Origin of the sequence: Actinoplanes sp. NPDC051470 (assembly GCF_040682035.1) — a bacterium.
In the GTDB taxonomy this organism is placed as follows: Bacteria; Actinomycetota; Actinomycetes; order Mycobacteriales; family Micromonosporaceae; genus Actinoplanes.
The window spans coordinates 246,300-273,291 of record NZ_JBFBAA010000007.1 but is presented as its reverse complement, the minus strand read 5'-3'; the positions used below and the strand labels follow the sequence as shown (position 1 = coordinate 273,291).

At 67.9% G+C, this 26,992-nt stretch carries 17 protein-coding genes; 6 read left to right on the top strand and 11 right to left on the bottom strand.

The window, feature by feature from the left end:
- Nucleotides 1-13: 13 nt before the first annotated feature.
- The 7 genes from drmC to AB0M54_RS15755 form a co-directional block, all read right to left on the bottom strand.
- Nucleotides 14-781 (bottom strand): DISARM system phospholipase D-like protein DrmC, encoded by a 768-nt coding sequence (gene drmC / locus AB0M54_RS15785; protein ID WP_364471737.1) that lies wholly within the window; start codon nucleotides 779-781, stop codon nucleotides 14-16.
- Entirely contained in the window at nucleotides 778-2,670 is a 1,893-nt protein-coding gene (locus tag AB0M54_RS15780; protein ID WP_364471734.1) for a DUF1998 domain-containing protein, read from the bottom strand. Before AB0M54_RS15780 ends, drmC begins: the two co-directional genes overlap by 4 nt.
- Nucleotides 2,670-6,530: a DISARM system helicase DrmA gene (gene drmA / locus AB0M54_RS15775; protein WP_364471731.1), complete on the bottom strand. Its 3,861-nt coding sequence runs from the start codon at nucleotides 6,528-6,530 to the stop codon at nucleotides 2,670-2,672. The genes AB0M54_RS15780 and drmA overlap by 1 nt, the downstream gene beginning before the upstream one ends.
- The gene (locus AB0M54_RS15770) at nucleotides 6,527-6,880 is read right to left on the bottom strand and encodes a hypothetical protein (protein WP_364471728.1); all 354 of its coding nucleotides are present in this window, start codon (nucleotides 6,878-6,880) and stop codon (nucleotides 6,527-6,529) included. The genes drmA and AB0M54_RS15770 overlap by 4 nt, the downstream gene beginning before the upstream one ends.
- Nucleotides 6,880-10,419 (bottom strand): type IIL restriction-modification enzyme MmeI, encoded by a 3,540-nt coding sequence (locus AB0M54_RS15765; protein WP_364471725.1) that lies wholly within the window; start codon nucleotides 10,417-10,419, stop codon nucleotides 6,880-6,882. Before AB0M54_RS15765 ends, AB0M54_RS15770 begins: the two co-directional genes overlap by 1 nt.
- A 461-nt stretch (nucleotides 10,420-10,880) precedes the next feature.
- Nucleotides 10,881-14,021 carry a DISARM system SNF2-like helicase DrmD gene (gene drmD / locus AB0M54_RS15760; protein ID WP_364471722.1) on the bottom strand — a complete coding sequence of 1,047 codons (3,141 nt, stop codon included), beginning with the start codon at nucleotides 14,019-14,021 and terminating at the stop codon, nucleotides 10,881-10,883.
- Between the two features lie 82 nt (nucleotides 14,022-14,103).
- Nucleotides 14,104-15,960 carry an N-6 DNA methylase gene (locus tag AB0M54_RS15755; protein ID WP_364471719.1) on the bottom strand — a complete coding sequence of 619 codons (1,857 nt, stop codon included), beginning with the start codon at nucleotides 15,958-15,960 and terminating at the stop codon, nucleotides 14,104-14,106.
- Nucleotides 15,961-16,222: 262 nt separating this feature from the next.
- On the opposite strand from AB0M54_RS15755, the gene AB0M54_RS15750 reads away from it, so the two are divergent.
- Genes AB0M54_RS15750 through AB0M54_RS15740 form a run of 3 tightly spaced genes read left to right on the top strand, consistent with a single transcriptional unit; the run spans nucleotide 16,223 to nucleotide 23,197 of the window.
- Entirely contained in the window at nucleotides 16,223-17,287 is a 1,065-nt protein-coding gene (locus AB0M54_RS15750) for a hypothetical protein (protein ID WP_364471716.1), read from the top strand.
- Nucleotides 17,284-20,616: a transposase gene (locus tag AB0M54_RS15745; protein ID WP_364471713.1), complete on the top strand. Its 3,333-nt coding sequence runs from the start codon at nucleotides 17,284-17,286 to the stop codon at nucleotides 20,614-20,616. The genes AB0M54_RS15750 and AB0M54_RS15745 overlap by 4 nt, the downstream gene beginning before the upstream one ends.
- Nucleotide 20,617: 1 nt before the next feature.
- Entirely contained in the window at nucleotides 20,618-23,197 is a 2,580-nt protein-coding gene (locus tag AB0M54_RS15740) for a DUF3962 domain-containing protein (RefSeq protein WP_364471710.1), read from the top strand.
- Nucleotides 23,198-23,229: 32 nt separating this feature from the next.
- On the opposite strand, the gene AB0M54_RS15735 is transcribed toward AB0M54_RS15740, so the two are convergent.
- From AB0M54_RS15735 to AB0M54_RS15720, 4 genes are all read right to left on the bottom strand, one after another.
- Nucleotides 23,230-24,051, bottom strand: coding sequence for a DUF2637 domain-containing protein (locus tag AB0M54_RS15735; RefSeq protein ID WP_364471707.1), 822 nt, complete (start codon nucleotides 24,049-24,051; stop codon nucleotides 23,230-23,232).
- On the bottom strand, nucleotides 23,937-24,374 hold the full coding sequence (locus AB0M54_RS15730) for a hypothetical protein (RefSeq protein ID WP_364471704.1): 438 nt from the start codon (nucleotides 24,372-24,374) through the stop codon (nucleotides 23,937-23,939). Before AB0M54_RS15730 ends, AB0M54_RS15735 begins: the two co-directional genes overlap by 115 nt.
- A 335-nt stretch (nucleotides 24,375-24,709) precedes the next feature.
- Complete coding sequence (locus AB0M54_RS15725) at nucleotides 24,710-24,892, bottom strand: hypothetical protein (RefSeq protein ID WP_364471701.1); 183 nt, start codon at nucleotides 24,890-24,892, stop codon at nucleotides 24,710-24,712.
- A 13-nt stretch (nucleotides 24,893-24,905) separates the two neighbouring features.
- Complete coding sequence (locus tag AB0M54_RS15720; protein ID WP_364471698.1) at nucleotides 24,906-25,601, bottom strand: hypothetical protein; 696 nt, start codon at nucleotides 25,599-25,601, stop codon at nucleotides 24,906-24,908.
- 166 nt (nucleotides 25,602-25,767) lie between these two features.
- On the opposite strand from AB0M54_RS15720, the gene AB0M54_RS15715 reads away from it, so the two are divergent.
- From AB0M54_RS15715 to AB0M54_RS15705, 3 genes are all read left to right on the top strand, one after another.
- Entirely contained in the window at nucleotides 25,768-25,998 is a 231-nt protein-coding gene (locus AB0M54_RS15715) for a hypothetical protein (RefSeq protein ID WP_364471696.1), read from the top strand.
- Between the two features lie 509 nt (nucleotides 25,999-26,507).
- Nucleotides 26,508-26,675 (top strand): hypothetical protein, encoded by a 168-nt coding sequence (locus tag AB0M54_RS15710; protein WP_364471693.1) that lies wholly within the window; start codon nucleotides 26,508-26,510, stop codon nucleotides 26,673-26,675.
- 29 nt (nucleotides 26,676-26,704) lie between these two features.
- Nucleotides 26,705-26,866: a hypothetical protein gene (locus AB0M54_RS15705; protein ID WP_364471690.1), complete on the top strand. Its 162-nt coding sequence runs from the start codon at nucleotides 26,705-26,707 to the stop codon at nucleotides 26,864-26,866.
- The last annotated feature ends 126 nt before the right edge of the window (nucleotides 26,867-26,992 follow it).

Here is a 26,992-nt window from a genome sequence, read left to right as displayed (position 1 = left end):
ACCCCTCCCCGCGTCAGCTTGCCAGCCGGGCGAGCACCCCACGGCTGCACAGCTCCGCGATGTGCTCGGCGGCGCGCTGCGGCGCGGTCCCGCCCCGGACCAGCAGTCCCGCCTCCATGTTCCGGTCGGCTCCGGACTGGGTGAGGTTCGCGCTGGACACGAACAGGACCGCACGGTCAGCGACCGCTGTCTTCGCGTGCATTCTTGCGTACTCTTCGGTGCGCTTGTCGATCGGCCAATGCCAGATTTGAAGGCCGATCAGGCCCGCGAACGCTGCCGCCGGCTCCTTTCCGGCGAGTGCGCCAGCAGCGCCTTGCAGAGTCTCCACCACCGCCGTGACGGCGACGCCACGGTCGAGCGCGGCCTGTAATGCCGCCGTGAGCGGCGGATGCTCCCGTGCCGAGTACGTCATCAGCAGTAGCTCGTGCTTCGCCGCGCCGACCAGTCCGACGAGTACCTGGGCGGTGGAACGCACCGGCACCGGATGGGTCTTCGGGCCACTCCACACGGATTCGACCTGCACCGAAGCCGCCCCCTGCTGCCGCCCGGCCGCGAGCCCGCGCAGATAGGCTGCTGCCTGCTCGGGCGGCACGCCGTCGGACTGGCGGGCCGCCAGCAGCGGTGTGGCCGCCTCGGTGAAACCCGGCAGCGGCACCGCCTGCACCGCGACCTCGTCAGGCGAGCTGGCCTCGAGGCGGTCGGCGAGTTGCCGCAGGTGCACCGGACTGATCCGGTGCGCCGCCGCCTCGGCTGCCGTTTCGAACCTCGGATACCAGGTCACGGCAGGGTGGGGAAGAGCGCCAGGTTGGGGTTGTCGATCGGCACGATGAAGCGCCGGTCGAGGAATCGGTTGCCGCGCTCGCACGTCGTCTCAGAGACGAAGAGGCAGACGTGGCAGGCCGCGCCGTGCAGGAACTCTTCCGGCTCGTGCGGCAGCCGCTCGGCGCAGAGCGGATCGGACGAGCAGTGCCGGGCGTCGACCAGCGCTCGCCGGGTGATCCGGACCAACTCGTCCGGCTCGGCCAGGGACACGAGTCCGCCGAGGGTGCCCTCGGCGTCGGGAACGGCCGTGTAGATCAGGATGCCGGCGCGCTGCGGGTCGTCTTCGGTGGTGGAATAGATGCGTTCCGACAGGCTCGCTGAGCTGTACCCGCATTCCAGGGCGATGGTGCGGATGAGCAGATGGGAAAGGGTGTGCAGGGCGTAGTAGCGGGCGCCGGGCCAGTTGCGCATCTCGTCGAAGGGCCCGGAGATCCGGCCCGAGTAGCGGCTCCGGCGGAACCTGGCGTACGCGTCTCGATGCTCCTCCATCGCCGCGGTGCCGTGTACGGCCCGCTCCCAATCGCTCAGCAGGCCCTCGGGCAGGCGCAGGAAGATGCCCTCACCGCGAACCTCGCTGGCCGGCACCCAGCTCGGCGTGCCCCGGGATAGCGGCGCGCGCTTCACCAGTTCGGGGTCGGTGGGGTCGGGGGCGTCCAGCCGGGTGAAGCCGACCAGGGCGCGCACCTCCCGCAACCGCTCGGCCTGGATGACGTCGGCGTAGATCTCCTTCAGCTGGCCGGGCACGCCGTTCGGGTCGCGGAACAGGGTGAAGTCGTCGTTCGGCCGGGGCAGATCGGCGCTGGCGAAGATTTGCCATTCGGCGGTGTACAGGTCCGGGTAGCTCTTGGTGTCGCCGGCCTCGGCGGGTTTGGCGCGGAAGCGCTCCACCGCCTTCCAGACCTGGTCGTCGGTCCACCTCTCGAAATCCCGCATGGCCGGGGCATTCTGTCGCGCCCACGGCAGCATGGCCTGACCCGGCAAGCCCTCGAAGGTCGACCAGTGCTGCTCCACCTTCGCGTGCAATTCGCCCTCCCCGGTGCGGGGCACGGCGAGCGCCGACAGGGTCTGCGCGAACCACTGGTTGGACGCGCCGACGATCAGCAGTTTCGGCTCCTCCGGGCATCCCTTCTGCTCGAAATCGCCGAGGTGTGCTCGGCGACCCCGGCAGCGGGGGAGCTTGTCCGCACCGCGGCCGAGCACCTCGCGCATGTTGCGCCGGGAGGTACACGCCACGCATTTGATCTCGACGTTGGCGCCTAGGTTGCCGCCCCGGTCGTCCATCCGCAGCTTCGGGTGGCTGGCGTTGGGACAGGCGCCGCCCTGGTGCACGTAGTGCACGTAGGGGAAGTCGTCGAGATGACCGGCCGTGCACGCGAGCACGAACCGGGCCGCGACCGCCATCGGCCGGCGCCCGGACTTCTTGCGCGGGCACGTGGTGTGGAAGAAGCGGGCCTCGTGCGGCTTGCGCGCCTTGGTGTTCTCGAAACCGAAGACCCCAGCCTCGATCGGCGCCAACTCGTCGCAGGCGGTGCATCGAAGCCACCCGGGGAACGGCGTGATCGGCACGCCCACTTTGGAGGCAGGGCTGTTGGGCACGTCCGCGCCCTCCATCCACGGTGCCGGTCGCAGCTCCTTGATCGAGTCATGGCCGAGCAGCTTGCGGGTCGCGGCGAGCAGACGTGGTTCGGCGATCGGCTCCCAGTCCGGCACCGCGCTGTAGTTCCAGTCGTCCAGACCCCGCACCAGCACCGACATGTTGGGCAGGTCGACGACGGCGCCGACGCCGGTGGTGTACATGAGGTGGCTGGGCCGCACCGAACCGACCCGCCGGAAGTGCTTGCCCGCCATCAGTTCGCCTTCCCGGCCAGCGTCGATTCGCCCATCTCGTCGCCGGCCGGCCGGTCGTCGTCGTTCGGCCCGCTGTCGTCCGGGCCGCTGTCGGGCGGCGGGCCGAAGGACCACTCCGGCGCGTTGTAGAGCGGATCGAAGAGCTTCTCACCGGCCGGAACGATCAGATTGACCTCGTTCTCGGTCTCCCGCATGGACATGCCGACGGTCAGATCGGTCCACCGCTCACTGCCGGCCATCGTGAGCAGACCGGTCAACTGCTGCTGCTTGTAGGTGCCGTCCTCATAGCCGAGCCGCACCGCTCCGGTCTTGCGCGCCTCCCACAGATCACGGATCACATTGATGCGTTCCACCAGGTAATCCCGGCCTCGGGTGCCGCCGACCGTCTCAGCGCGAGTCTTCATCCGGTCGATGACAGCGGCGACCTCCGGACCGTAGAGCGGAACGTCGTACGCGTCGGTGTTGCGAGAGAAACGTTCAACGATGTTGCGCACGGCCGCGACAAACGTCGCGGTGGTCCCTCGGTCCAGCGCCCGCCGGGTGTAAGGGGTGACCGACAGTGCTTCGACCTGCCGGTAGAACGTGGCGTGGTAGTACTCGAAGTCCTCGTAGTGGGCGAGGTCCCGTGGCCGCGTCCAGTTGTAGAGCGTGATCACCAAGCCGGGCCGGGCGGGGTCGCGGCCGACCCGCGACGATGCCTGGATGTACTCGGCCGTGTTCTTCGGCTGCCCGGTCACCACCATCAGCCCGAACCGCGACACGTCCACCCCGACCTGCAGCATCGAGGTGGCCAGCACCGTGTCGATCGGGATCTGCCCGTCGTTCTGACGCTGGTAGAAATGGCCGGTGACCGGGTGCAGGTTCAGTTTCGGATGGGAGCCGGTCCGGGCCTTCATGGCCTCCCTCATGTCATCGAGGACGGCGCGGTTGCGCGCCGACGTGTCGATTTCCGGGGCGAAGCCGATTTCCAGGCGTTTCAGCACTTCGCTGATGTCGCCGGACGAGATGCGCGAGGTCAGCTCCTGGACGTTGAGCATCTGCACACCGGTCAGCCGATCGGAGAGACCCTTGCGGCGGCCGTGTGACCGCACCCGGTTGGCGATCTGGTCGTCCAGGATGCGCCGCATTCCGGCCAGCTCACGGGTCGAGCTGAAGTAGCCGACGGTGGTCATGTAAGGGTCGGCCGGCTTGCCGCACCTGTCGAACAGCGTCTGCCCGCCGAGCAGCAGGATCTCCGCGACGCGGATCTGGGCGGACTTCATCCGTACGCCGTGAGCGCACACACCGAGGTAACGACGGCCCGGGTTATCCCGGCTGACCGGCACCTGCCTGCTGAAGAACGTGTCGGTGATGTCGAGCACCGGCGGGGGGAACACGGCCAGGTCCCGGCCGAAGACGCCGAGCACCTGCTCCCGGGCGCGCTTGGTGGTCGCGGTGGAGGCGACGATCTTCGGCCCGGCCTCGCCACCACCGGGCAGCGACCAAGTGCACAGCTGATCCACGGCCGACTCGAAGAGTCCGACCACGGTTCCGAGCGCACCGGAGATCAGATGCATCTCGTCCTGAATGATCAGGTCCGGTGGGCGCAGCCGGATGACGGGTTGGCTGACCACCGCCTCCAGGCTGCCCTTCATGTTGTGCCGGGATCCGCAGCCGACGCGACCGTCGAGGTCGTCGTGCCGGTAACCGTGCCGCGGGCAGCGCTCCCGGACCCGGCCGAAGAGCAGCCCGGCGAAGCCCCGCCAGGGCAACTGCGCGAACTTGTCGACGGTCGCGATGACCAGGCTGGGGGCGTACCGGTAGATCTCCTCGTCGACGGTGAGGATCGGCAGGCCCTCGCGGGAGACGGTCTTGGCGAACGGGCAGGCGTCCGCCCCTTCCGCCTCGGGGCAGTAGAGGTAGATCCGCCGCTCGTCCGCCTTCGGTTCGAGGTCACGCTGCGCCTGCAGCTTCGAGCCGCACCACGGGCAGCTCAACGTCTGCAAAACGTTGGTGCGCTTGCCGTCGCCGGCCTCGCGCGCCTCGGCGATCTGCTCGGCCGCCTGCTCGAACCAGTTCGGCGAGACACTACTGCCCACCCACAGCCCGATCCGGAACGGCTCGGCACCCCACGTCTGCTCGTCGCCGCGCCGCAGCACCTCGGCCGCGCACACCAGGGTGGCGGCCCGCTGGAACTGTTGCGCGGTGAGCAGCCGCAGCGTGTAGCGCATCAGCACGGCGACGCCGGCCGCACCGCTGCGAGCTTCCGTCCCGGAGCCGACGACACCCTGCAGCCGCCGGATCGCGAACGTGAACGCAGTCAACCCCAGGTACGCCTCCGTCTTGCCGCCACCGGTCGGGAAGAACAGTAGGTCGACCGTCGCGCTGGCGCTCGCGGACCGCTCGTCGTGGGCCGGATCAGTGATCGCCGGCAGGTTGAGCATGACGAACGCGAGCTGGAAGGGACGCCAGGAGGCTGCCGCGGCGCCCTTCTTCTGCACGGCTGCGCTGGCTTCCGCGTACGTGCATGACCGTTCCTCGCGGAGCCGGGCGATCTCGCTGTGCCGGCGCTGATCCGCCATGGCCTTGTTGGCGAAGCGGAACGCCCGCAGCGCCTCGCCGTGCCGTGCCTGGCGCGGGTCGGTGAGCAACGTAATGCCGGCCCGGATCCGCCCCGCGGCCTTCTTCGCCGTCTCGATCGCTTCCAGCGCCGCCGGGCGCAGTTCCTCCGGAAGCTCGGGGATCTTCTCCGCCTCGTCCGTCAGCCAGGCGGAGTAGCCGTCGGCAAGCGGAGCCAGACCTTCGGCGAGTGTGGCGATTCCGGCGGTGGCGAGGGCGTCCATGGACAGCTCGACGCCGGCGAGCCCGCTGCCCTCGCCTACCTCGGCCACGGTGGCCGGCACGTTGTACACCGGCAGCCACGTGGTCTCCAGCCGGTGCGCGCAGCGCTCCCCATCCCGGACCGACGGGTGCACGGCGACGTTGCGCCCGGACGCGTAGCGGCGCTGCGCCTGGTAGAGAAGCCGCAGGTGCGTCTCCTCCAGATCGGCAACCGAGCCGTGCGTACCATCGAGCGGGTCGTTGATCGGCAGAAAGACAGCGGCGTCGCCGTCCAGGGCCGTCACGGTCAACCCGGCCTGGAACAACCAGCTGGTGTCCTTGTTGCTCTCGGCGTCCACCTGCGCGTTGATCAGTGCGAGCTGGACGACCCGGCGTCCCGCACGCAGCCGCACATCCACGGCTAACTGCACGCCGGGGGCGTAGATGTCGGGCCCGGTCAGCGGAATCCGGTACGTGTCGTCCTCGTCGAGCCGCACCTCCCGGGCGAACAACACCGGCTTCCGGTACCAGACGCGCGACGGCTTGCCCTTGTCGTCCTCGGTCTCGCGTAGGTCGTATCGACCCCAATCAGCCCGCACCGTGAGGACGTCGACGTCGCCGGGCACCGCAAACGACAGACCCATCGACGAGGCCCACATCCGGCCCAGCTTCTGCGGTGACACGATCTCGGGGAGTTCCCCGTCGCTGCCATCGCCCTGCACGGGCGCGTCCACCTCGGCCACCTCGGCGGCATCACCGGTGCTTGTCATCTTGTCGCGCTGCTTCGGGCCGAGCATGCCGACGAGGTAACGCTCGCGCGGCCCCATCGCCCGCGGCGCGAACTCCTCCTCCTCGCCGTCCCACGGACCGAGCAAATCACGCCGGACCAGCGTCTCCAGCTCGTCACGCACCTGAAAGGACGAGGCGCCCGCGAAGTCCTGGGGCAGATCAAGATCTCCGACGGGTACGGCCGGCTGCTGCGTCGGGTCGCCGGTCAGTGCCAGCGCCTGCTGCTCGCCCTTGGGATGCGGAAACAGACCCTCCGCGTCCGGAGTCATCATCGAGTCTTCCCCCGTGGGCCGATGTGAGTGCGGCAGCAGTCGAGGGCGTCGGTGCGGAGTTGCTGCCAGGAACGGTTACTGCCATTCGGACGATCGACGCAGCCCAACGTCACCGCTTGAGCGAACACATCTGGGGCGTCGGACTCGCGATAGCGCCGGTTCGTCCCGCTGACCTTCTGCATCAGGATCTTCTTCGGGTCGCTCAGGGAACCGGTGTCTCTGAGCAGGGCGGCTCGCACCCGATCCCGGGCAACGTCGTATGCAGCCCCGGCCACCCGATCGAGCGGAACCGTGATCCGGCACAGCCTGAGGGAGTTCTCCACGCTCAGTTCGAGCAGTCGCCGATCCATCAGCTCATCCCCTCGAACAGGCTCGCCTGGGTCCCGCCTTTGGCCTTGCCTGCCTTCTTGCGGTGCAGTCCTTTCGCCGTTTCCTCGGCGTAGCGGGCCTGGTTGAGCTCCAGCAACCGATCCAGGATCTCCCGCTGCACGGCAGGTCCGACCGTATAGCGGGTGTACGCCCCAGCCGGATGAAATCCGTGATCCAGCCCCTGCTCCACCAGATCGTCCCACCCGTACGCGACGCACACCGCCTCGTCGATCTCCCTATGCAACTCCCGCAGCCCCACGATGTCCGCGTCACGGCAAGCCGGATCGAACATCAGCTTGCAGGTGGCCGTGAGCCCTGTGGCCCGGCTGAGCATCACGTCGCGTCGCTCCTGGTCAAGGCGGTTGCCCAGTCCCCGCATCCGCTCGGTTAGAGTCGGCATCGCGAACGTCTCGAACGCGTCTGACAGGGTGTAGCGAAGGTCAGCTTTCATCGACGACGCGCGTGTGACTGCCCACCAATAGTGTGGCGAGCTTGACAACAACGCCAGCATAGCTGTGTCACTTTTTGCAAAGACATTCAGATCGACTGAGAATACCTGCCCGGTAGGCACGAGCACTGGCATCACGGTTTTGCTGACCCGCGTGATCGCAATGACTCTCTTCAACCCTGCGATAGCAGCGTACAACTCAGGGCGCGAACGCTCGAAAAGCCACCACCTCTCGCGTGCAGTTTTACTGTATTTATTCGCTTCCCTCTCGGGTTTCACCAATCGGATAATCTGGTCGTAGCATTCAGGGTAGGTGCGCGCTCGGTTTTCGGGCCAGTCGTGGAAGTTGATTACCAAGCGGCTACCCGAGTGGTCTGGGCGACTGTTCAGGTCCTGGCCGTTGAGATATGGAAGGAGCACCTCGCGGTTGCGCTCGTCCTTCTCGATCAGGGGCAGCCCTTCCTCAGGCGACATCGTGAAACCGAGGCCGAGCACGATGGACCCCTGAAATGCGAGGCCGGTGTTGGCCGCGAGGCGGTGGGGATTTCCGGTCGCCCGCGAGGCCGGATCGAGGGCGGGGGTGATCGCCGCGACCAGCACGCCGTTCAGCAGGCGCGGCGCCGTCGGGTCGGCCGGGCCACGGCTGGTCCAGATGGCGCAGAACTCCAGTGCCGCCGAGCGGGACGGCCAGCGTTCGCTTTTGACCGCGCCGATCAGCGTCGCCCCGCCCGCGATCACCTGATCGAGGCCGACCTCCCGGGTGTCGCCTTGAGCGAGCGTGTTCGTGGCGATCAGGCCGGTCCGCCCGGCCGGGTTGAGTAACTGGTGTGCGCGGAGCACGAAGTAGGCGACCAGATCCGCGCTGCCGCGCACGCCACGCCCCAGCGAATGCACCAGGTGCTCCCGGTAGGCGGTACCCAGCGCGCCGGTCAGCTTCTGCCCGCCGAGGAACGGCGGATTGCCGATGATCGCGTCGAATCCACCCGCCTCGAAGACCTCGGGGAACTCCACCGCCCAGTGCAGAGGTCGGCGTTCGAACGCGCCCGCCGGCAGGTCGAGCGCCAGCCAGGATCGTGCCCGCGCGAGCAGTGGCTCGGCGTCGCCGGTCCGGCCGAATCGCTGTGCTTGCTCGGCCGTGCGTTCCGCGACGACCACCGAGTCCTGGCCGCGGGTCACTGAGGCCAGCCAGCTTCCGGCGATCAGGTCGGCGTAGTCGGCGGCCCGCCGGGTCAGGCTCCGCGACTGGTCGAGGAGTTCTCGTTTGTCCTGCACCCCTTGCGGGGTGTCGGGCAGTTCGCCGATCCGCACGCGGACACGTTTCGCCTCTTGCAGTTCGCGATCCAGCCGCAGATCGCGCCCGGCGTCGGCGGCCAGGGCCGCGACGTTGCCCACGCCGAGCAGCGAGTCGCCGGCCACCAGCCGGTCGTCGAGGAAGGTGAACGGGCGCTGCGGATCCATCGAGACCAGCCACAGTGACAGCTTCGCCATCTCGACGGCCATCGGGTTGATATCGACGCCGTACAGGCAGTGCTCGATGATCTGCCGGCGAGCCTCGATGACCACCGGGTCCTCGTCGGCGTCCGGCGCGCTGGCCTGGTCGGGCGTCCGATAGTCGCGCGTCCAGTCCAGTTTCTCTCGCAGGGCCGCTTCGAGCAGATTCTCGCCGAGGAAGCGGGCGGCGGCGACCAGGAACGCGGCCGACCCCATCGCGATGTCGGCGACCTTGAGAGCCAGGATCTCCGTCGTCGTCTTGGGTCGCCGCTGGACACTGCCGTCCGGCAGCGTCTCCGCCACCTGGACCAGCGGTTCCAGGGCGTAGTCCACGATCCGTTTGGCGAGCTTGCGGGGGGTGTAGTGGGTGCCGCTGTTGCGGCGTAGGGCCGACTCGGTGATGAACAGCGCGCCGGGCAGCACCACCACCGGCAGGTCCCGCAGATCGGTGCGAATCAGACCGCAGAAGGGCAGCAGCCGCTGCGCGAGTTCGTAGTCGCCGCCGGTCACCGCGAGCAGCTTCTTACGAGCCTCCGCCAACTCCATGCCTTGCAGCACATAGAGCCGTTTGGCCACGGCCGCCGGAGAGCCGATCTTCGAGTCCTTGTACTTCTCGGCGATCGCCGCCGCCAGATCGGATGTTTCGAGGTGCTGCGCGGCGAGAGTTTCGAGGTCGGTGAGGCGTACCTCGTCCTCCAGGCCGCCCTTGCCGATCAGGCCGACCGTGACCTCGTCGGCGCGGAAGCCTTCGAACGACAACAGACCCTCGTAGACGTAGCCGATCTGCTCGACGTCCAGGGTGCGGAAGCTGACCGTACGCCGCTCCGAGGTCTTCGCCCCGCGTCCGATCTGGACGAACTGCACGGCGCGCAGCATGTGCAGCACGGTGCGGTCGTCCACATTGAGCGGCAGCCACGGCATCCCGGCCGGGTCGAAGAGTGACCCGTCATGGCCGTGCATGGTCAGCCGTGGGTGGTCGACGCCGTAGTAGACCGCGTTGAACAATGCGATCAGTCGTTGCCAGGCGGCCGTGCTGTGTTCCAGGTCCTCCTCGCTGCCCTCGGTGACCCGTTGCTCCAGCTCGGCGCAGAGCCGTCCGGCCGAGTACGCCGTCGCGTACAGCTCGGTGTCGGCCGGCAGCAGCCGGCGCTCCTCTGCGAAGAGCAGGAAGACGATGCGCATCATCACCGAGACCGCACCGCGGTAGACCTCGTGCGCGTCGACATCCTGCAGGCCGCGCCCGCCCAGCGCCCGGTCCCGCACGTCGATCCGGCCGAACGCGGCGACCAGCAGCTCCACCGCCTGGCGGACCTGGACGCCGAGCGCCTCGGTGATCTCCTCCTGGTTGTCCAGGCTTCTGCGCAGCAGCGGCACCAGCTTCTCGTCGTCGGGGACGGCGAAGAAGCGGTGGCGGTGCAGCAGCGAGCGGAACGCCCGGACCACGTCACGTTCGGCGGCCTCCGGCCAGGCGACCGTGTCGAACGTCGCCATGGTGGTAGCGCCGCCGCGGGGCGCCCAGACCAGGGTCCAGAACCGGCCGTCGGTGGCCAGCCCCAGCTCGACCTCGTGGTGGCGGCACATCTGGGCCAGCCGGTCGGCCGGTGTCGCCGTCCAGGTGTTGTCCTTGACTCGGGCGGTGGGCCGGCTGCCGGCGGGGCAGATCACCCCGAGCACGCGTACGGTGTCGGGCTTGATCTCCTCGCCCGGCTGGACCAGCGCGAAGTCCGGGCTGAGGACGGTGTCGTGTTCGGCGACGGTGACCTTGAGGCCGTCCAGGCCGGTACGGTGCAGTGCGTCGCCCCAGCCGAGCAGGTCGCCGAGCACATAGTCGAGCCAGTCCTGCTGGCCGGTTATCTGGTCGACGAGCCAGTCGGCATGGCGGGTGCGCAGCCGTTCGCGCTCTGGCTTGTCCAGTGGGTCCAGGGTGGGCCAGGTCTGCCGCAGCACGGGGATGCTGAGGAACGGGCCGCTGACCTCGATCAGGCTGAGCCAGGTTCTGTGGTCGTAATCGGCGGCCGCCGCATGCCGGTGGTAGCTGCCTCTCATCGGGTGGCCTCCCGCTTGGGCACCACGAAGACCACGGCCACCGGGAAGCTGTGCGACTTGGGCTCGCGGTAACGGGAGTCGACCGCGTCGAGCTCGCTGTGACGTTCGGCGACCAGGCTGGACAAGCGTTCCTCCCGTCGGTGCCGGTCCCGGCGGTACTGAGCCAGCTCCTCCTTGCTCTTGGTCGCTTCCGCGCGGCTGAACAATGCTTCTTCCGCCTCCGGGTCGTCGACCGCGATGGCTTTGTGCAGACTTGCCGCGAACCGGTCGAAGTTGTGGTTGATCCGCTCCCGCTCGGCCTGCTGGCGCTGGTCGAGCTTGCGGGAAAGCGCCTCCTCGCGGATCGACGTGCGCCAGGTGATCGCGGCGTTGAGGCCGTCGGTGACGCGGGGCCAGCGCTCGGCGAGCCGGGCCTGGACGATCTCGGTGGCCGCGGTGCCGTGGGTGAGGGCCCGGTCGAGGACGCCGCCCAGGGTGGTGAGGTTCTCCAGGCGGCGGAACCGGCCCTGTTCGGGTGCCCAGCCACCGGCGTAGAGGACCTCCTCGTGCAGGCGCACCCCGTCCACACCGACCAGGACGAACCGCGAGTAGGCGCCGACCAGCACCTCCTCCAGCGCGGGGTCGTCGCTGACCACGGCGGCGATCCGGTGCAGTCCCAGGTCGGGGTTGGAGACGGCGGCCCGCAGCAGCCGGGTCGACATGGCCACCAGCGGGTGGTTGAGGTGGGCCAGCACGATCTCGTCGCGGTCTTTGACCAGACCGGCGTCGAAGGTGATCGGCAGCTGCCGCGGCAGCTCGTCCTTCTTGTGCAGCTTGGCGGTCAGGCCGACGGTGGCGCGCTGCCATGAACCGGTCAGTGGCGGCACCATGAACAGACCGTCGACCAGGTGCTTGTCGTCGGTGTGCGGGCGTAGCTTCTGCTGGCGGGCCAGCTCCAGGGCGGTGTCCACGACGCGTTTCACCGCGGGCGGGGTGATGCCGAGTTCGTCGACGGTCTTGTCGAGATCGGCGCGAAGCCGGCGGATCTGGTCTCGCAGATTGGTCTCGGCCGGCAACTGGTCCGCCGCCTTCGTACCGATCTTGTCGAAGTCGATGTCCACCCGCTCGCCGGTCATCTGGCGCTGCACCACGTCGGAGATGACGGCGTTGACCGAGCCGAGGTCGGCCTCGACCTGGGCGACCTTGGTGGCGACCCGGGAGAGGAACTCCAGGTCCGCCTCGAACGCGTCGACTGGCTCACCGAAGCCGGTGCCGACGAAGTGCCGGATGTCGGGTGCGACCTTCTGCCCGTACCGGTCGATGCGGCCGATGCGCTGCTCGAGCTTGTTGGGGTTGAACGGGATGTCGTAGTTGACCAGCCGGTGGCAGTGGTTCTGCAGGTCGATGCCCTCGCTGGCCGCGTCGGTGGCGAGCAGGATGCGCATCGGCTGCTCGGCGGGTTCGGCCTGGAACGCCAGCCGGAGCTGTTCCCGCTCGTCGGGAGGTGTGCCGCCGTGCAGCAGCGCGACCCGCGGGGCGCCGAGCCCTTCCTGGCGCAGCAGGTTGTCGAGCCAGATCTGGGTGTCGCGGTACTCGGTGAAGACCACGACGCGCTCGTTGGTCCAGGTCCGGCCGTCCGGCCGGCAGACGGCCTTCAGGTACGTGATCAGCTCGTGGGCCTTCGCGTCGGGCCGGGCCTCCTGCGCCTCGGCCCATTCCAGCATCCGTCTGAGTAGGGACTCCTCCTCTTCGGCGGGGTCCGGCTGCATCGGGGCCATCCGGTTCAGCGCGTCGTCCTCGGCCTCGGCAAGCTGTTCGTCGTCGTAGGTGGCGACGTCGTCGAGGAAGTCGTCCATCCACTCCGGAACGTCGTCGTCCGCGGTGACCGGCGGGTTCGTTCCCTTCCGCGACGTCAGTGTCCCGAGGTAGACGTCGACGGTGTGGGCGAAGGCTGCCGGGCTGGAGAACAACCGCTTCTTCAGCAGCAGCGTGACCAGATCGGTGGCCTTGCGGCCACGCTGGGTCTTGAGCCGCTTGCGGCGTAGCTCGGCGAAACGGGTGAGCAGCGCGTGGATCTCACGCTCCGCCGCCGGATACGCGACCGGGATGGCCGTCGCCTTGCGTTCGACGAAGCGGGCGCTGCCGTCGGCGTCGACGATGTGCCGCTTGAGCCGCCGCACCACGGTTTCCTTGACCGCGGCCGGGTCGGGCTCGGCGCCGCGCAGGAACCGCTGGTCGTCGATCAATTCCAGGAGCGCGCGAAACGACTCCGGGTAGCCGTTGTGCGGGGTGGCCGACAGAAAGAGCCGGTTGGTGAAATGCGGGGCGATCCGGCGGATCAGTTTGGTCTGCTGCGAGTCGACCGCATAGACCTGCTTGGGTGCGGCCGGGGCGACGTGGTGGGCCTCATCGAGGATCAGCATGTCGAAAGTACGTGGGTGGGCCGGTCCGTCAGCGGGCAGCACCTCGTCGAGCAGGCGCTGTGCCTTCGGCCCGCGCAGCCACGGCAGGCTGACCATGGTCAGCGGGAAGACCTGGAACGGGTTGGCGGCCGACCCGTGCGTGCGGCGTACCGCGGCGGCCCGCTCCGCGTCGACGATGATGAAGTCCAGGCCGAACTTCTCGGCCATCTCGTCGCGCCACTTGATGGTCAGGCCGGCCGGGCAGACGATCATGATGCGCCGAGCCCGGTGCCGCAGCAGCAGCTCCTGCGCGACCAGTCCGGCCTCGATGGTCTTGCCGAGGCCGACGTCGTCGGCGAGCAGCAGGTTGACGCGGGGAGCGTCGACCGCCCGCGCCACCGGTTCCAGTTGGTAGTCCTCGATCGCCACACCGGACCGGAACGGCGCCTGCAACGTCTTCACGTCCGCCGAGGTGACTGCCGACCAGCGGACCGCGTCGAGGAAGGCGGCAAGCCGCTGCGGCGGGTCGAACTTGCCGGCGGCGACCGGTGGCAGAGCGCCGGTGGGCAGCACCTGGGCGCCCGGCTCCACCTCCCAAATCACTTCGAGGGTGTCGCCGTACCGGCCGTCCTCGACGCTCTGCAGGCTGACCAGCGTGCTACGTCCGGCCGCGTCCACCTTGCCGACTACCCAGCGTTGTCCTCGTACCGAAACAAGGTTGCCGTCGGCCGGTGCCGCCGTCGTCATTGCGGGCATCGATCCCCCTTTGTGGCGTGTGCTGCGCGATGCCGTGCGAGCACCCTACGTGATTTGATCGCGACACTCGTCGCACAAATGGTCAAAGGTTCTCGGCTTCCGCGCGGATCATCCCGGCCGCGAGACCGTCGGCCGCCTGCCGGGTCAGCGCTCCGCTGAGCATGGCCGCGGCTCGGATCGCGTCATCAACCCCTTGCAGCCGACGGAAGACGGCACCATGTCGTACCTGCTCCTCGAGCGGGATCCGAGGGACCTGGGCGCGGCGCACGTCGAACCGCAGGGTGGCCGACGAACCACCCGCCTGGCGTTCGTTGGTGGAGGTGCGCAGGTGCCCGGCAATGAACCAGGGATCCAGTTCCGCCGGGTCGCATCGCAGCAGGTGCAGCCCTCGGCCAAGCGACGCGGTCTCAGCACCGATGACCCGGGCGGTCAGCTGCGGGGCGAGCACGGGCACAACGACGTCGCCGGGCCGCAGTGCGATGACGGGCGTGGGCCGCAGGTCGGCCCGGCCCGACGCGGGGCGCCCGTGCAGAACGTCATCGCTGGTCAGGACAGGGCCATCGGGGATCGGGTCGGTGTCTTCCGGACCCGTCCGGACGGGTCCGAGCGACTGGAGGCGGCCAGAGCGGATCAGATCGGCCACAGAGACCGCCGGTAGCGGACCAGCGGGTTCGACCGGGACGCCGAGGTCCGGCAACAGGTCGTGAATCGAGCCGACCAGGCCCGTTAGCCGCTCGTGGCTTTCTCGGGCGGCGACCGCGCTGTCGAATTCCGAACGGGCAGTCGTCCCCCGGCGGCCCGGAGTGATGTCGACGTCCTCATCGAGCAGATCGATCACCGGTACAGCATGGGCCAGGCCGGTGCCGGTCTCGACCGCTTTGACGATCTCTGCGGCGTAGCCGTCCGCACCGATCATCGTGGCATCGACGAGCAGTACGTCGGACACGGACGGGCTGGCTTCCCGGCGCAGGATCCACAGATGGAGACCGATCGCGTGTGGCGCCGCCACGCCGGCTGGAAGCGCGATGATCGCCTGGATCGCGCCGCGGCGGAGGAGCTCGGCACGGATGCGGCGGCCAGCACGCCGGCCCGTTGCCGATGGCGGCATCAGCAAAACGGCACGCCCGCCGGGCGCGAGGTGGGCGAGAGCATGCTGTACCCACGCCAGCTCCGGTTCGGTACGCGGCGGAACGCCGAACTCCCAGCGGCGGTCATAGGCGAGTTCCTCGTGACCCCAGTTGGTCAAGCCGAACGGCAGGTTCGCCACGACGGTGTCGAAGGTACGGCCCGGAAACCCGTCATGGCGCAGGGAGTCGCCCGTATGGATGCCGCCGGGCAGGTCGTGGATGGTGAGCCAGAGCGCGGCGAGTCGGGTGGCGGCGGGGTCGTTGTCCTGCCCGTACACGTCGGAGGCGCCTCGATCGGCGGCGGCGCGGAGCAGTCGGCCTGTACCGCAGGCCGGGTCGAGCACCGTGTGGCCGCGCACGCCGGCCAGAATGACCATGAGATCTGCGAGGGCGTCCGGCGTGGTGACAGCACGCTGGCCGGGCAGGTCGGCGAAACGCTGCCACAGTTGCGCGAAGACCGCGCGGTGACCGTGCTGGGCGGCGAGCGAGTTGAGGTCCGGCCGCAGGTTCTGGAACTTCAGAGTCCGCACGCCACGCAGGTGGTCGCCAGCGAGGGCAAGCGCATCTGACGGGTCACCAGCCGCGGCTAGCAGGCTGCGCCAGAGCCGGTCCTCAGCCGCGACAGCGGTGAGTTTCCCCTGCTCGGCTAGCCACTTCTCGATGTCGTCGAGGTCGAACTGCGGGCTTGCCGCGGTGCCGCCGACGGGGGCCGGGAACGAGTCGTAGCGCTTGCGCCAGTTGCTGACTGCGGCCCGCCCCACACCGGCCAGGCGGGCGATGTCGGCTGCGGTGACTCTCGCTCTCTGCTGCACGAAGGCAGTGTACATAACTTGGGCTCGATTAGTGTGTTGACATAGTTCACGGACGTTGCTTCTATTGGCGGAGCGGTGGAGCACGCTGCTCGGCGCGTCGCTGCGCTCCGAGTCAGCTATGTCAGCCCATCGAGGACTTCTCAAGCCGTCCGCCGTCGAGTCGGATTGACGTACATGACTTGGCCTCGGTCCCTCCTCACTAGAAGGTTCTTGTATGTCTCGTCCGTCCACCGTTCCGGCTTGGGTCCCGGACCCGCAGATCGTGCTGGCTCAGCTCGCCAGCGGAATTCTGGGATACGCGGAGCAGACTGCCGACGGGTCGGCGTTCCGGCTGCCGTACCCGGCGAATCTCCAACTCGCGTTGGACCGGCTCACCCTGCTGGCCTGGCACCAGGAGACCGAGCCTCCGGCAAGCGTCGTAGAGCTGCTGTCGTGGGCTGGTATTGCATTTGCTGAGTGGCCGATCGACCTGCCGGACGCCGACGTCGACCCGGAGGAGTCACTTCTGGCCTACGGACGTCCGACTGCGATCTGCGAGGAACTCGGCAGCCTCCGTGGTGACGTGGAAGGCGAGATGCGGGAGAACGCGCTGATCCGCGCTGTCATGGACCGAACACAGGCCGCGCAAGCTCCAGCCTCCTACGTGGCCTTCCGGCGACTGTTGGTAGAGCATCCGGTGCTCACCGCGCTGGAGCTGGACACCCGCCTGGCGGACCCGGAGCTGGCGCTGGTCGCAGACCAGGTGCGGCAGGCATACCCCGAGGCACCACCGGAGGCAGCCGCAGACGGCCTCGTTCGCACCTGCGGCGGATGTCACGGGTTGCTCCTCCCGCTGGACGACGACCGGACCTGGACCTGCGAGGACGACTCGTGTGCCGCTCCCGGGACGGCAGGGCCAACACATCTGGCTGCGGAGGGCGTGCGGTGGCTGCGGCGGGAGCTGCGGACATTCATCACCGCTCCGGGGCGGGCAGAGCTCAGGATCGCTCAGGCGGTGGCGGACATGGGCGTACCGGTGGAGTTGTGGCCGGACTTCGATGCGTGCGACCTGTCCGTGTTCGCCGACCGGCCGTGGGTCGCCGATGTCAAGGCGTGGCGGAACCCCACTCGGTTGGGGCGAGCCCTTCGCGCCCGGATGTTCACGGTGCCCGCTGATGCGGATCGCGCCTACATCGTCATCGGGCAGGAGCAGGTGCGGGCTCAGCAGCGCTACATCGAGCGACTCCGTCGGATCTGCCCCGCGGTGCGACCTGGGCAGCGAGTGGTCGCTGTGTCGGAGAAGCAGTTCGTGGAAGCGGTACGCCGACGGGTGGAGAACGAGTCGTGAGGCAGATCAGGTCGGTCGAGAACCGCTTCCGCAGGGCGTTGGAAGGCAGCTACACACCGGCCGACGGGCAACCGTCTGCGGCGGCGCTGATGCGCACGGAGCTGTGCCTCTACCTGCTGGTGGGTGTAGCGGAGGGCCAGGCGGCGGCCGGAGTGCCCGCGCTGCTCGACGGTTACCGGGCGCTGTGGGATGCCGTAGAGGACGTCCCCACCGACGCCGCCGTGCGGCTGGCGAACGCACGCACGATCCTCTGGCCCAGCCGACGGTCCTACGGATGGGACCGCGAACTACGCGCGTACCTCGATGTGCCCGAAGAAGTCCGCGGCTTTCGTCTGGACGAGCTGGGCCGCCCGGTCCGCCGGGAGTGCCGCATCGCTCTACAACGGTGGGACTGGTACGAGGAACTGCTCACCGCTCCACTGCCGTTCGCCGCAGCGCAGGCTCGATACGCCGATCCCGGCCGCTATCGGATGGCGTCGACGGCGCGCGGCGTCGGCATCGATATCCCGGAGGACCTGCCACCCCCACAACCGCCGGTGCGACATGACGGAACCGTGCGGGCTCGGGAAGCGATCGAGGTCGAGTGGTCCGCCCTCGTGGAAACGGCCCGCTGGATGGAGGAAGCGGACGCGAGCGCTGGCCGTCCGGAGAGTAGGTGGGCCGAGCGCCTGCAGGACATCATTGTTCAGGTCCGCCAAGACGACGACACCTTCGGCGTGACGACCGCACTGCGTATCGACCGGATGTTGCACCTGGTCGGCATGGTCAGCGTCGGTAAGACCACCCTCGTCATGATCTTGGCTGTGTGGATGGCTCGTCACGGACACCAGGTCACCATCGTGGTGGGAGACAATTCGGCGGCGTTGCGGGCGGCGCATGAGCTGTCCGCGTACGAGGGAGTGACGGCCGCCCCGATCATGGGACAGAACCGGACCCGGCACGCGGAACGGCTGCACCGGTTGCAGCCGCCGGCTCCCGGGCGCCTGCTTCCCAGGTCCCCGTACGGCTTCGATCTGGTGAGCACCGCCTGCGGGCTGGACGGCCTGCGGGACACCGCCACGCCGCTGGCGGTCCGGGAAGCCCCATGTCAGGATCTGATTCCGGCCGACGGCGACGAGCCCGTGGACGGGTGGCGCAGCGGGACGCGCCGGACCTGCCCGCTGTGGCACCGCTGCCAGCGGCACGAGGCGGCCAGGCGGCTGGTCACCGCAAATGTCTGGATCGCGACCCCCTGGAGTCTGGTCCACACCCGGGTGCCGGCCCCGCTCAGCGACGGCCAGCTGCGCTACCTCGAAGCCGCCTGGCGCCGCAGCGATCTCATCCTTGTCGACGAGGCCGACCAGGTGCAGGCCAACCTCGACTCGATGTTCGCCAACTCGCAGGTCCTGCTCGGACCAAGCGACGAGGCATGGATCGACGAGATCGGCACCCGCGTCAGCGACCGGCTCCGCGCGGCGGGCCGGGCCCAGGTGCGCTCCCGGCAGATCCGTCGGTTCACGCTCGCGCTCAATAACGCCCGGACCGCGGCGGACGTCATCTACCAGCTGTTGCACCGCGACCGGGTACGCCCCGGACAGCCTGTGTTGAGTTGGCTCGACCCCGACTACTTCACCGCGTGGTCGCTTTTCGACGGGCTGGCGCAGGACTGGGCCGGACTCGCTGGCAGCAAGGCCGCCGGGTGGGACGACGACCCCCTCTACCAGGCGCTCCGGCAGCAGTTCAACGCCTTCATCGACGCACCGACGGACATCGCCGAGGACGGCGTCGCAAGAGGCCTGGCGGATCTAACTGAACGCCTGCTCTCCGACACGGACGAGGACGTAAGGGAAGGCGACGTCCGAAGCTGGCTCACCGACCTGGCCGGCTCCGAACTGGTCGAGGGCACCAAGGTCGCGCCCAGCGACCTGGACCGCAACGTGTGGCGACTGGAGTTCGCCATCGCGGTAGCCGTGATGGCGCACCGGCTCAACCTGATGCTCGCCATGTGGCCGGAGGTCGCCGCGGAGCTCGAACTGTTCGAGACCCTGCCCACCGAGGTACGCCGGCCACCGGTCGATCTCGCGGTTGCCGTTCCCGAATCGCCCATGGGCAACGTGCTGGGCTTCCAGTACGTCGGGGACGAGGCGAGCCGCCGCGTTGGACAGCTGGGCGAGTTCCGGTTCTTCCGTTACACCGGCGTCGGCCGGGCGCTACTCGTGAACATGCCGAATCTGTTCCCGGCCGACGGCCCAGGCCCGAATGTGGTGCTGCTCTCCGGCACCAGCTGGGCCGGTACCTCACCGCGCTACCACATCGACGTGCCAGTTGGGGCGATCCTTTGCCCCACCGTCGAGAAGCTGGCCGAGATAGAACGGACCACGTTTGCCCTCGACATCCAGCACACAGGCGAGCGCAGCACGCCGATCTGGGTGTCTGGACGCTATGGCGCCGAGCGGACCGCAGCGCTGAGACAGATGGTGGCGGCCCTCACCAAACCCGGAGCCGGACCCAGGCAACCGAATCGTCTCGAACGGGAAAGGGCCGCTCTACCACTCGATCGGCAGAAGATCATGCTCCTGGTCGGCAGCTATGCCGAGGCACGGGCCGTGACCGCCGAGCTGCTCCGGCAGAAGTCGTCCTGGACTGGACAGGTCCGCTGCCTGATCGGCGACGACGAGCAGGAAACCGGATGGGACGACACCCATCTGCTGCGTCGCGGTGACGTCGCCGATTTCGGCACCGACGACGCCTGGCTGCTCGTCGCACCGATTCTCGCCGTGGAACGCGGACACAACATCCTGAACACCGAAGGCATCGCTGCGATCGGTGCGGCCTTCTTCCTGGTCCGCCCGCACCCGCGGCCCAAGGACCTCAGCTACGTCACCCAACGCATCAACCAGTACGCCCTCGAACAGCTCGCGCCGACACCGATCGGCGACGGCCCCGATCACGAGAGGCTCGCCACGGCCGGCCGGCTACGGCGGCGAGCCGCGCAACGGGAATGGCGCCGGCTGCTGCACGCACTCGTCGCCTACAGCCAGCTCGGCACCAGCGAACGTAACCGCGTCGCCTGGACCCAACTGGTCACGATCTGGCAGGTCGTCGGCCGCCTCCTCCGGGGCGGCCAAGCCGCCAAGATCTACTTCTGCGACGCCGCCTTCGCCCCGAACACCGCGCGCCGCGGAGAGGATGCCGCCGACCTCGACGACGCCAGCACCAGTCTGCTGCACGGCATGCGAGAGGTCCTCAGCCCGTACTTCGAGGCCGGCAGCGCACACCCCGACCGGCATCTGGTCCAAGCCCTGTACCAGCCCCTCTACCAGGCCCTCAGCGCAATGGGAGATCACTGACATGGCACCCCGCTACGACGAGCTCGCCGTTACCGTCCTCCGACTCGACCCGGCGCATCCGGTGCGGCGCGGCTACCACCTCATGCGCTTCCCGGGGCGCTGGAAGGAACCGCTACGCCGACTGGCACAGGCACGCCGAGGCGGTGAGGTCGCCAGCATCCCCATCGCCTCGCTCAACGAGGCCATCACCGCCCTGGTGCCCGACTGCGTCGTCACCCTGCCGTACGCGGGACGTGGCGACGCGGACCAGGACTGGCTGCTCGCGTACCGCGAGATCAACCCGGCGGCGATCTTCGCCCTGGTCGCCGCGTGGGTCCGGGCGCAGAAGGCCACACCGGAACAGATCAAGCTGACGTTGTCCCAGCTCCGTGCTGGCGACCTGGTTTGGTCGCCGGTGCACCTGGACCTGACCGTGCCCGACGATCGGCAGCGTGCTCTGCGGCTGCTGCCCATGGAGATCGCCGCGACCCTTTCCCGTCCGGACGCCTACTGCCCGCACAACAACCTGCGGTTCCTTCGATGCCCGAGCGCCGACGGAGCCGAGCTGATCTCCTGGCCGCCCGAGCGAGTCGAGGACCAGACCCCGTTCTCCGTCAAGGTCGGTATCTCTGCGCAGACGCTTCCCACGAGTGAGGAGGTGCTGATCTATCTCTCGTTCGGCGTGCGGCGCTGGATGCCGGTACGCGGCAAGCTCGCCTCCGACCACGGCCACTCGGTATACCTGGCACCGACCGTGCCGTACCTGACCGGACTGGAGAATTCCCGCCACTTAGGCACCGCCCGCATCCGGCGGACGAGAGTGACGGCAGCTGACGGAGCGAGCGCGTTCGAGGCTCGCTGGGACGACGCTGTCGCCCAGGTCCTGCGGGAGGCCGGCTGCCTCGACCGCCTACCCGACCCGGTGCAACTGGTCGACAAGCCGATGGACTACCTGCACCGTCACGGCGACGCCGCGGCCCTGGTCTACAGCACTGGGATGCTGTCGAGTGAAAAGGTCAGCGCCGGGCTGTCGGTCGCCGACCGCGAGCCGCTGATGACCTGGGTGGCCGGCGAGCTGAGCCCGCACTTTCAGCTCACCGCTCCGCTTCCTCGCGAGAAATGCACGGTGTACAAGGGCCTCGGCGGAATCAGTGACGGCCCCGTCTCCGCCGACTGCCTCCGCGAGATCGTTGGCCCGCGCCTCACCGTCGAGCTGCTCACCGACACCGAGCGTGCTACCCAGTACGCCCTCGAGCGACTGGCCAAACGTCTCGGTGTAAGTGTTCCCTCCGCGTCCGAATTCAACGGGTCCGAAGTGGTTCTCGACCTGGGAGACATGAAGGTTGGGATTCGGTGCCGGCCTGTGCCCACGATCCGCGCCGATCTCGACCGCGCCGGTGGCTCGATCCGTGACGCAGTACAGAGGCGAGTCGACCACGTCGTCGACACCCTCGGGCCGGCACCCCACCCCACCATCAGCCTTGTGGAGATCGGGCACCCCGACGACTACCAGGGACGACGCCGTGGAGACGATCCCAAGTTCGCCATTCGCCACGGACTGCTACAAACGGGTCGGCTCAGCCAGTTCGTCACCCCGGTCGCCGACCCGAAGCGCCCACCACGCGTACGTGAAGGCAAGGAACCCTCCGACGCCAACCGCGAACGGTTCGCCGCAGCTATCGACGACCTCTTCCGGCAACTCGGCATCCGGCCACAACCACTTCCTGAACCTGCGCGAGGCACGCTCACAAGCCGGCCCGCGCTGCTCGCCATCTGGATGATTCGGCAGAACAAGGGACAGGTCTGGGGCGTGGCCCGACAGGTGCCGGTCGCGGTGCTCGCCGATCCGACCGGCCGCGAAATCCAGATCAGTGCACCTGAAGTGCCCTGGCAGCCCCTGCACACCGGCCTGCTGGAAGTCGGCAAGCGTTACCTCAACGCCAACCTCAAGTGCGGGCCGGAGGACGTCGTCCGGTTCATCAAGGACGTCATCGAGCAGGCGGTCGACGCGTACCCCGACACGCTGTTGCTCACCCACGCGCAGAACCTGCGCTCGGTCTGGAACACCTTGACCAACGGCCGCATGCAGCTCGACGCTTTGGGTTTCGGCGCTAGCGAACCCCGGCCGATCGGCAAGCTCCGCGGTCTACGCCACGTACGAGTACGCACCGCGGAAGGCGGCGAGACGCCGGAATGCTACGGCGTCAGCGCCGAAGAAACCGGTCAGCCCAGGGGCTTGTGGCGATTCCTTCTGGCACGGGTCTATGGCAGCACCAGTACCAAACCCAGCACCAGTTCTGGAGCGCTCAAGGGCGTATCAAAACTGGTGCCCGGCGAACACAACGGGAAACTTCAGGCGCCGAAGGCGAAGGCGCAGGTCTGGAACCCTCAGTTCATCGAGCTGACCGTGGCAGGACTCCAGGACGGCGACAGCCCCGACCACTGGGCCGCCCTCGCCCACGACCTTCGTGACGCGGCACCCTACGTCCGGGACACCACCGTCCTGCCCTGGCCGTTGCATCTGGCAGAGCAGATTGAGGAGTACCTGCTGCCCTCGAAGATCAGTGCGACGCGGCTTGCTGAGCTACCCGGACCGGACTGAGTTTTCAGTAGGCGGCCGCGACTCCCACCGGATCAAGAGTCTCTGCCTGACGGGGACGTCGATGTTTTGCCCGGTGGATCCTTCCTGCCGGTCCCCAGGAGTCTGCGGACATGGCGTTCAGTTACTCCCAGGCGAGCGGCGATGTCCGCCGTGCTCGCGTCCGGACGTTCCGCCCTCACCTTCAACACGGCTTCGGACGTGTCGCCGCGACCTCTACGCCGATGCCCTGACCTCCCGGAGGTTCGAGACGTCTTCCCTGTCCGGACAGCAGGGGAGTCCGTGGCCGGTTCCGACCGAGGTCCCGAATCGGCTTGCGCCGCAGCACCGGCGACAGTATCGAGAGGGTCCGCGCTGACGTCCTCGGTCCGCACCGCTGGGGTCCGTCGGACGCGGGACAGCATCTCGACCACGAGTAGTAGCGCGATGGCGGGCCAGGCGGCCACGATGCGGGCGCCGAAGGTTGGCTGGGCTGCGGTGATGTTCGCGGCGACACTGGCGGTGACCCCGGCGAGGAACGCGACTCGGGCTGACCAGCGCACCGGACGTCCGGCGCGCTGGTCGTCGACCATCGCGGTGGACGCGACGACGAGCATCCCGTCGACGGAGATCGGCAGGACGTACGCGACCTCCGGACGTTCACCGAAGCGCAGGACGACGTGGACCATGTGACTCCACGACGACCAGGCCGCGATCGCCGCCACTGCCACAGTGCTCAGGTTTCGTGCGATGCGGGTCGGATTCACAGGTCCACCTCCGCGGCGATGCGGACACGGATGGCCCGGACCTCGTCCGGGTCGAGCAACCGATGTCCGGCCACAACGACGCCGGTCTGGACCTCGGCCCACTGATGCCATCGGCGGACTACCTCGTCGATGTCAAGCGCGGTCGCGGCGGAAATGTCCGCGAGGTCCGCGCCGGCCCGAAAGGCGGCATGGATCATCGCCGGTTGCCACCGGGCCCACCACGAGACCACCGCCGCGGCCAAGGTCAGCTCGGCGAGCGCATCGTCGCGCGTCGGCGGGAACGGACGTCCGATTGCGTGGTCGTGAAGGTCGACGAGGGCCTGGTATGGATTGATCTTCTCGGCTTCGGCGAACCGGGTTGGTAGAGAGACGGGCTCGGCCGCGACGGCCGAAGCCAAGGTGACCGGGTTGTCCCGGCGGCGGCTCAGCCTCATCGGGCACCGCCGCGAGCCTGTGACCTGGTCAAACCTTCCGGCAGCGGATTACCGGCCACCGTGATGTGCGGTTCGCGCAGCGACGCGTCCGGCCCACTCATGCCTGCTCCGGGGGCGACCCCCGGACCCCACGGTGCGGTGGTCGCGCCTGTTGGACAGGTGGCGGCCCGATGCCTTAGGTGCGCCTCGCTTCGCTCGGCGGCTGCCTTTCTGGACTTCCGGACCCATTACCTGGATGCGTCCCACTGATCGCCTCATCCAGCAGTCTTTACGTCATCGACGCGGGCCCCGGTCGAGCAGCCACGTAAGTGCTCTTGGGAAGCGAATGTGGTCATCTAAGCGATGGCTTCAGGGCAGCGTCGATGCCACCACGCATTGAAAAGCGTGGCGACCTGGTCCTTGACATCCTGGGAGATCAAGTTAAGTGCGTCCCCCATCAACGGCCTGACCGTGTACTTGTATACCGCCGGATGATGCTCAATGGATGGACAGGTGAAAACGGCCAGAATGCGCAGCACCCGCAAAGAATCCTCACCAAGCAACGGGAAGTGTGCCTTCCAGGAGTCTGGCCAGGATTGACCAGACCTTGTCGATGACTATCCCCACTACTATGCTAGCCAATGCTTTGGACAATCCTGTCAAGCTTTTGGTCAGCGCTTGTTCCAAGAGCCTTTTTCCTGCGTCGGCTACTACCTGCAGTGTGTCTTTGACCTGCTCAAGCCAGCGAATCAAGGTGACCAGCAGAGTGCACCAGGTGTGGTTAGCCAGTTGCTTTTTCACCTCGTTCGCAGTGCGCTTATCTCCTACTTGAGCCTCGATTTTGGGCTCGATCTCGCCCCAAGCTTCGGCCATCACCGTTCCGGCGAGGGTATTCAGTTTTCCGAAGTCAGATGAGAACGTTGTAGGGTTGGAAAGATCGACCTGTGGAAGGACTGGGCCGGCAGGGGGCGTCGGCGGACTGGATCTCGACAGGTAATCCGCGAGGTCCAAACGGGCAAGGTCGATGAAGGCTTGCCGGTTCCGCGTATTGAAACCCAGAAGGCCAGTGTGTCGGTCTCGTTCGACCTTGGCCTCGATCTCGACGCGGCGGTTGAGGCGGGCCTGATCGGTGTCAGCCGCAAGCTCGGTCCAACCGTGCCAGCCATGCAGGGCGCCGCCGCAGCCGGAGCATACACACCCCGGATTCTTGGCATTTGCGCAGTTGGCCCTGTGGTTGCTGCCCGTCATCGCCGATCTCCAACCAGCAGACATTGCTTAGGGTAAATATCAAGCTACCCTAAGTCAGGATCGGATCATTTGCCCACGCTGCTCCGAGGTGGCGCTGACGGCAAAATGGTCATATCGGTTATTGATCAAGAGTTCATGCCGCTAGGAGTCGCTCTTCTCTCACTCCGTGAGCGGTGATGTCGGGTTACTGGTGGACAAGCAGTCGACAAGCCTGGTACCTAAGCGTCGCCGCGACGATCGTGGGCACGCCGGTGTGGAGTTCTCGTGGGAAGGGGTCGACGAGGGTGACGAGGTGAGCGGCCGTGGCTGGGCCGCGCTGACCGAGACGGGCGAGGTCGAGGGGCGGATTTTCTTCCACAACGGTGATGATTCGGGGTTCCGGGCTGTGCGGGTCTGAGGTGCAGAAACGCATTGCAAGATGGAGTTGCGTCCAGGTGTCCCTCCCAGGAGTGTTCGCGCCGTTGGCCCGGGGCGGCCATTCGAATCGCAACATCGGCTAGGTCTGTCGTCGGCCGCAACCCACGTAAACACCTGAGGTCGGGCTCACGGAAGACCCACATGTAGTAGGCATAGCGAGTGGCGATGCGGGCGCCTTTAGTTACGTGCCGGAGGTTTGGCCCACCCGGCCCCCGGTCCGCAGCTTGAGTAGGTCGCGTTCGTCGAGTTGGGAAACGCGGGCGACTGCCGGACGGCAATCCTCCCGTAAACTCCCTAACTCACCACGTAAAACGGTCTTGTGCCGGGCCCGGGTGACTGGCATCTTGCGAAGCAAGGCGAAGCGGCACGGTGACTCTCCCGTTAGGGAGAGCTGTGCCTACCGGAAGGATCAACTTCGCCGTGTCCCAGACAGTCCCCTCGCAGACCCCGCCCTCGAGCCCTGACCGCGTCCTGCGATGGACGTTGCTGATGGTCATCGTCGTTGCATCAGCGTTTTCTGCCGTTGGAGCGGGGCTCCTCGCCCGCGCCGGCGGCGCGCCGACGCCCATCGCGATCCTTACCGGCGGCGGCGCGTTCGTCACGGTCACGGGGTTGCTGTTGAGAATCGGCAATTTCCTCGAAGGCGGGCGAGGGTGAGGGCCGGCATCCCGTGCCGATTTGACGACATGGTCGATCTGGACGGGCTGTTGTTCGACGCGCCGCTGCCGTTTTTCACCGCCGATGATCTGCTGGACGCGGTTGACGACAGGGGGTGCCGGGATGTCGAAAGCAGGGCTTTATTTGCTGATGTCGGTATCGCCGGACTCGGAGCGAGTTCGGGCCGGTAAGGAGCCGTATGCGCTCGTCTGGCTTGAGCCGTAAGGCGAAGTGTCGGCGCAACAGCTCCGTTCGGAGGTGACTCGCTGCCGTGAGGCTTGCAATGGTGGCGAACTCCGTCCTCGGTCTACCACCCA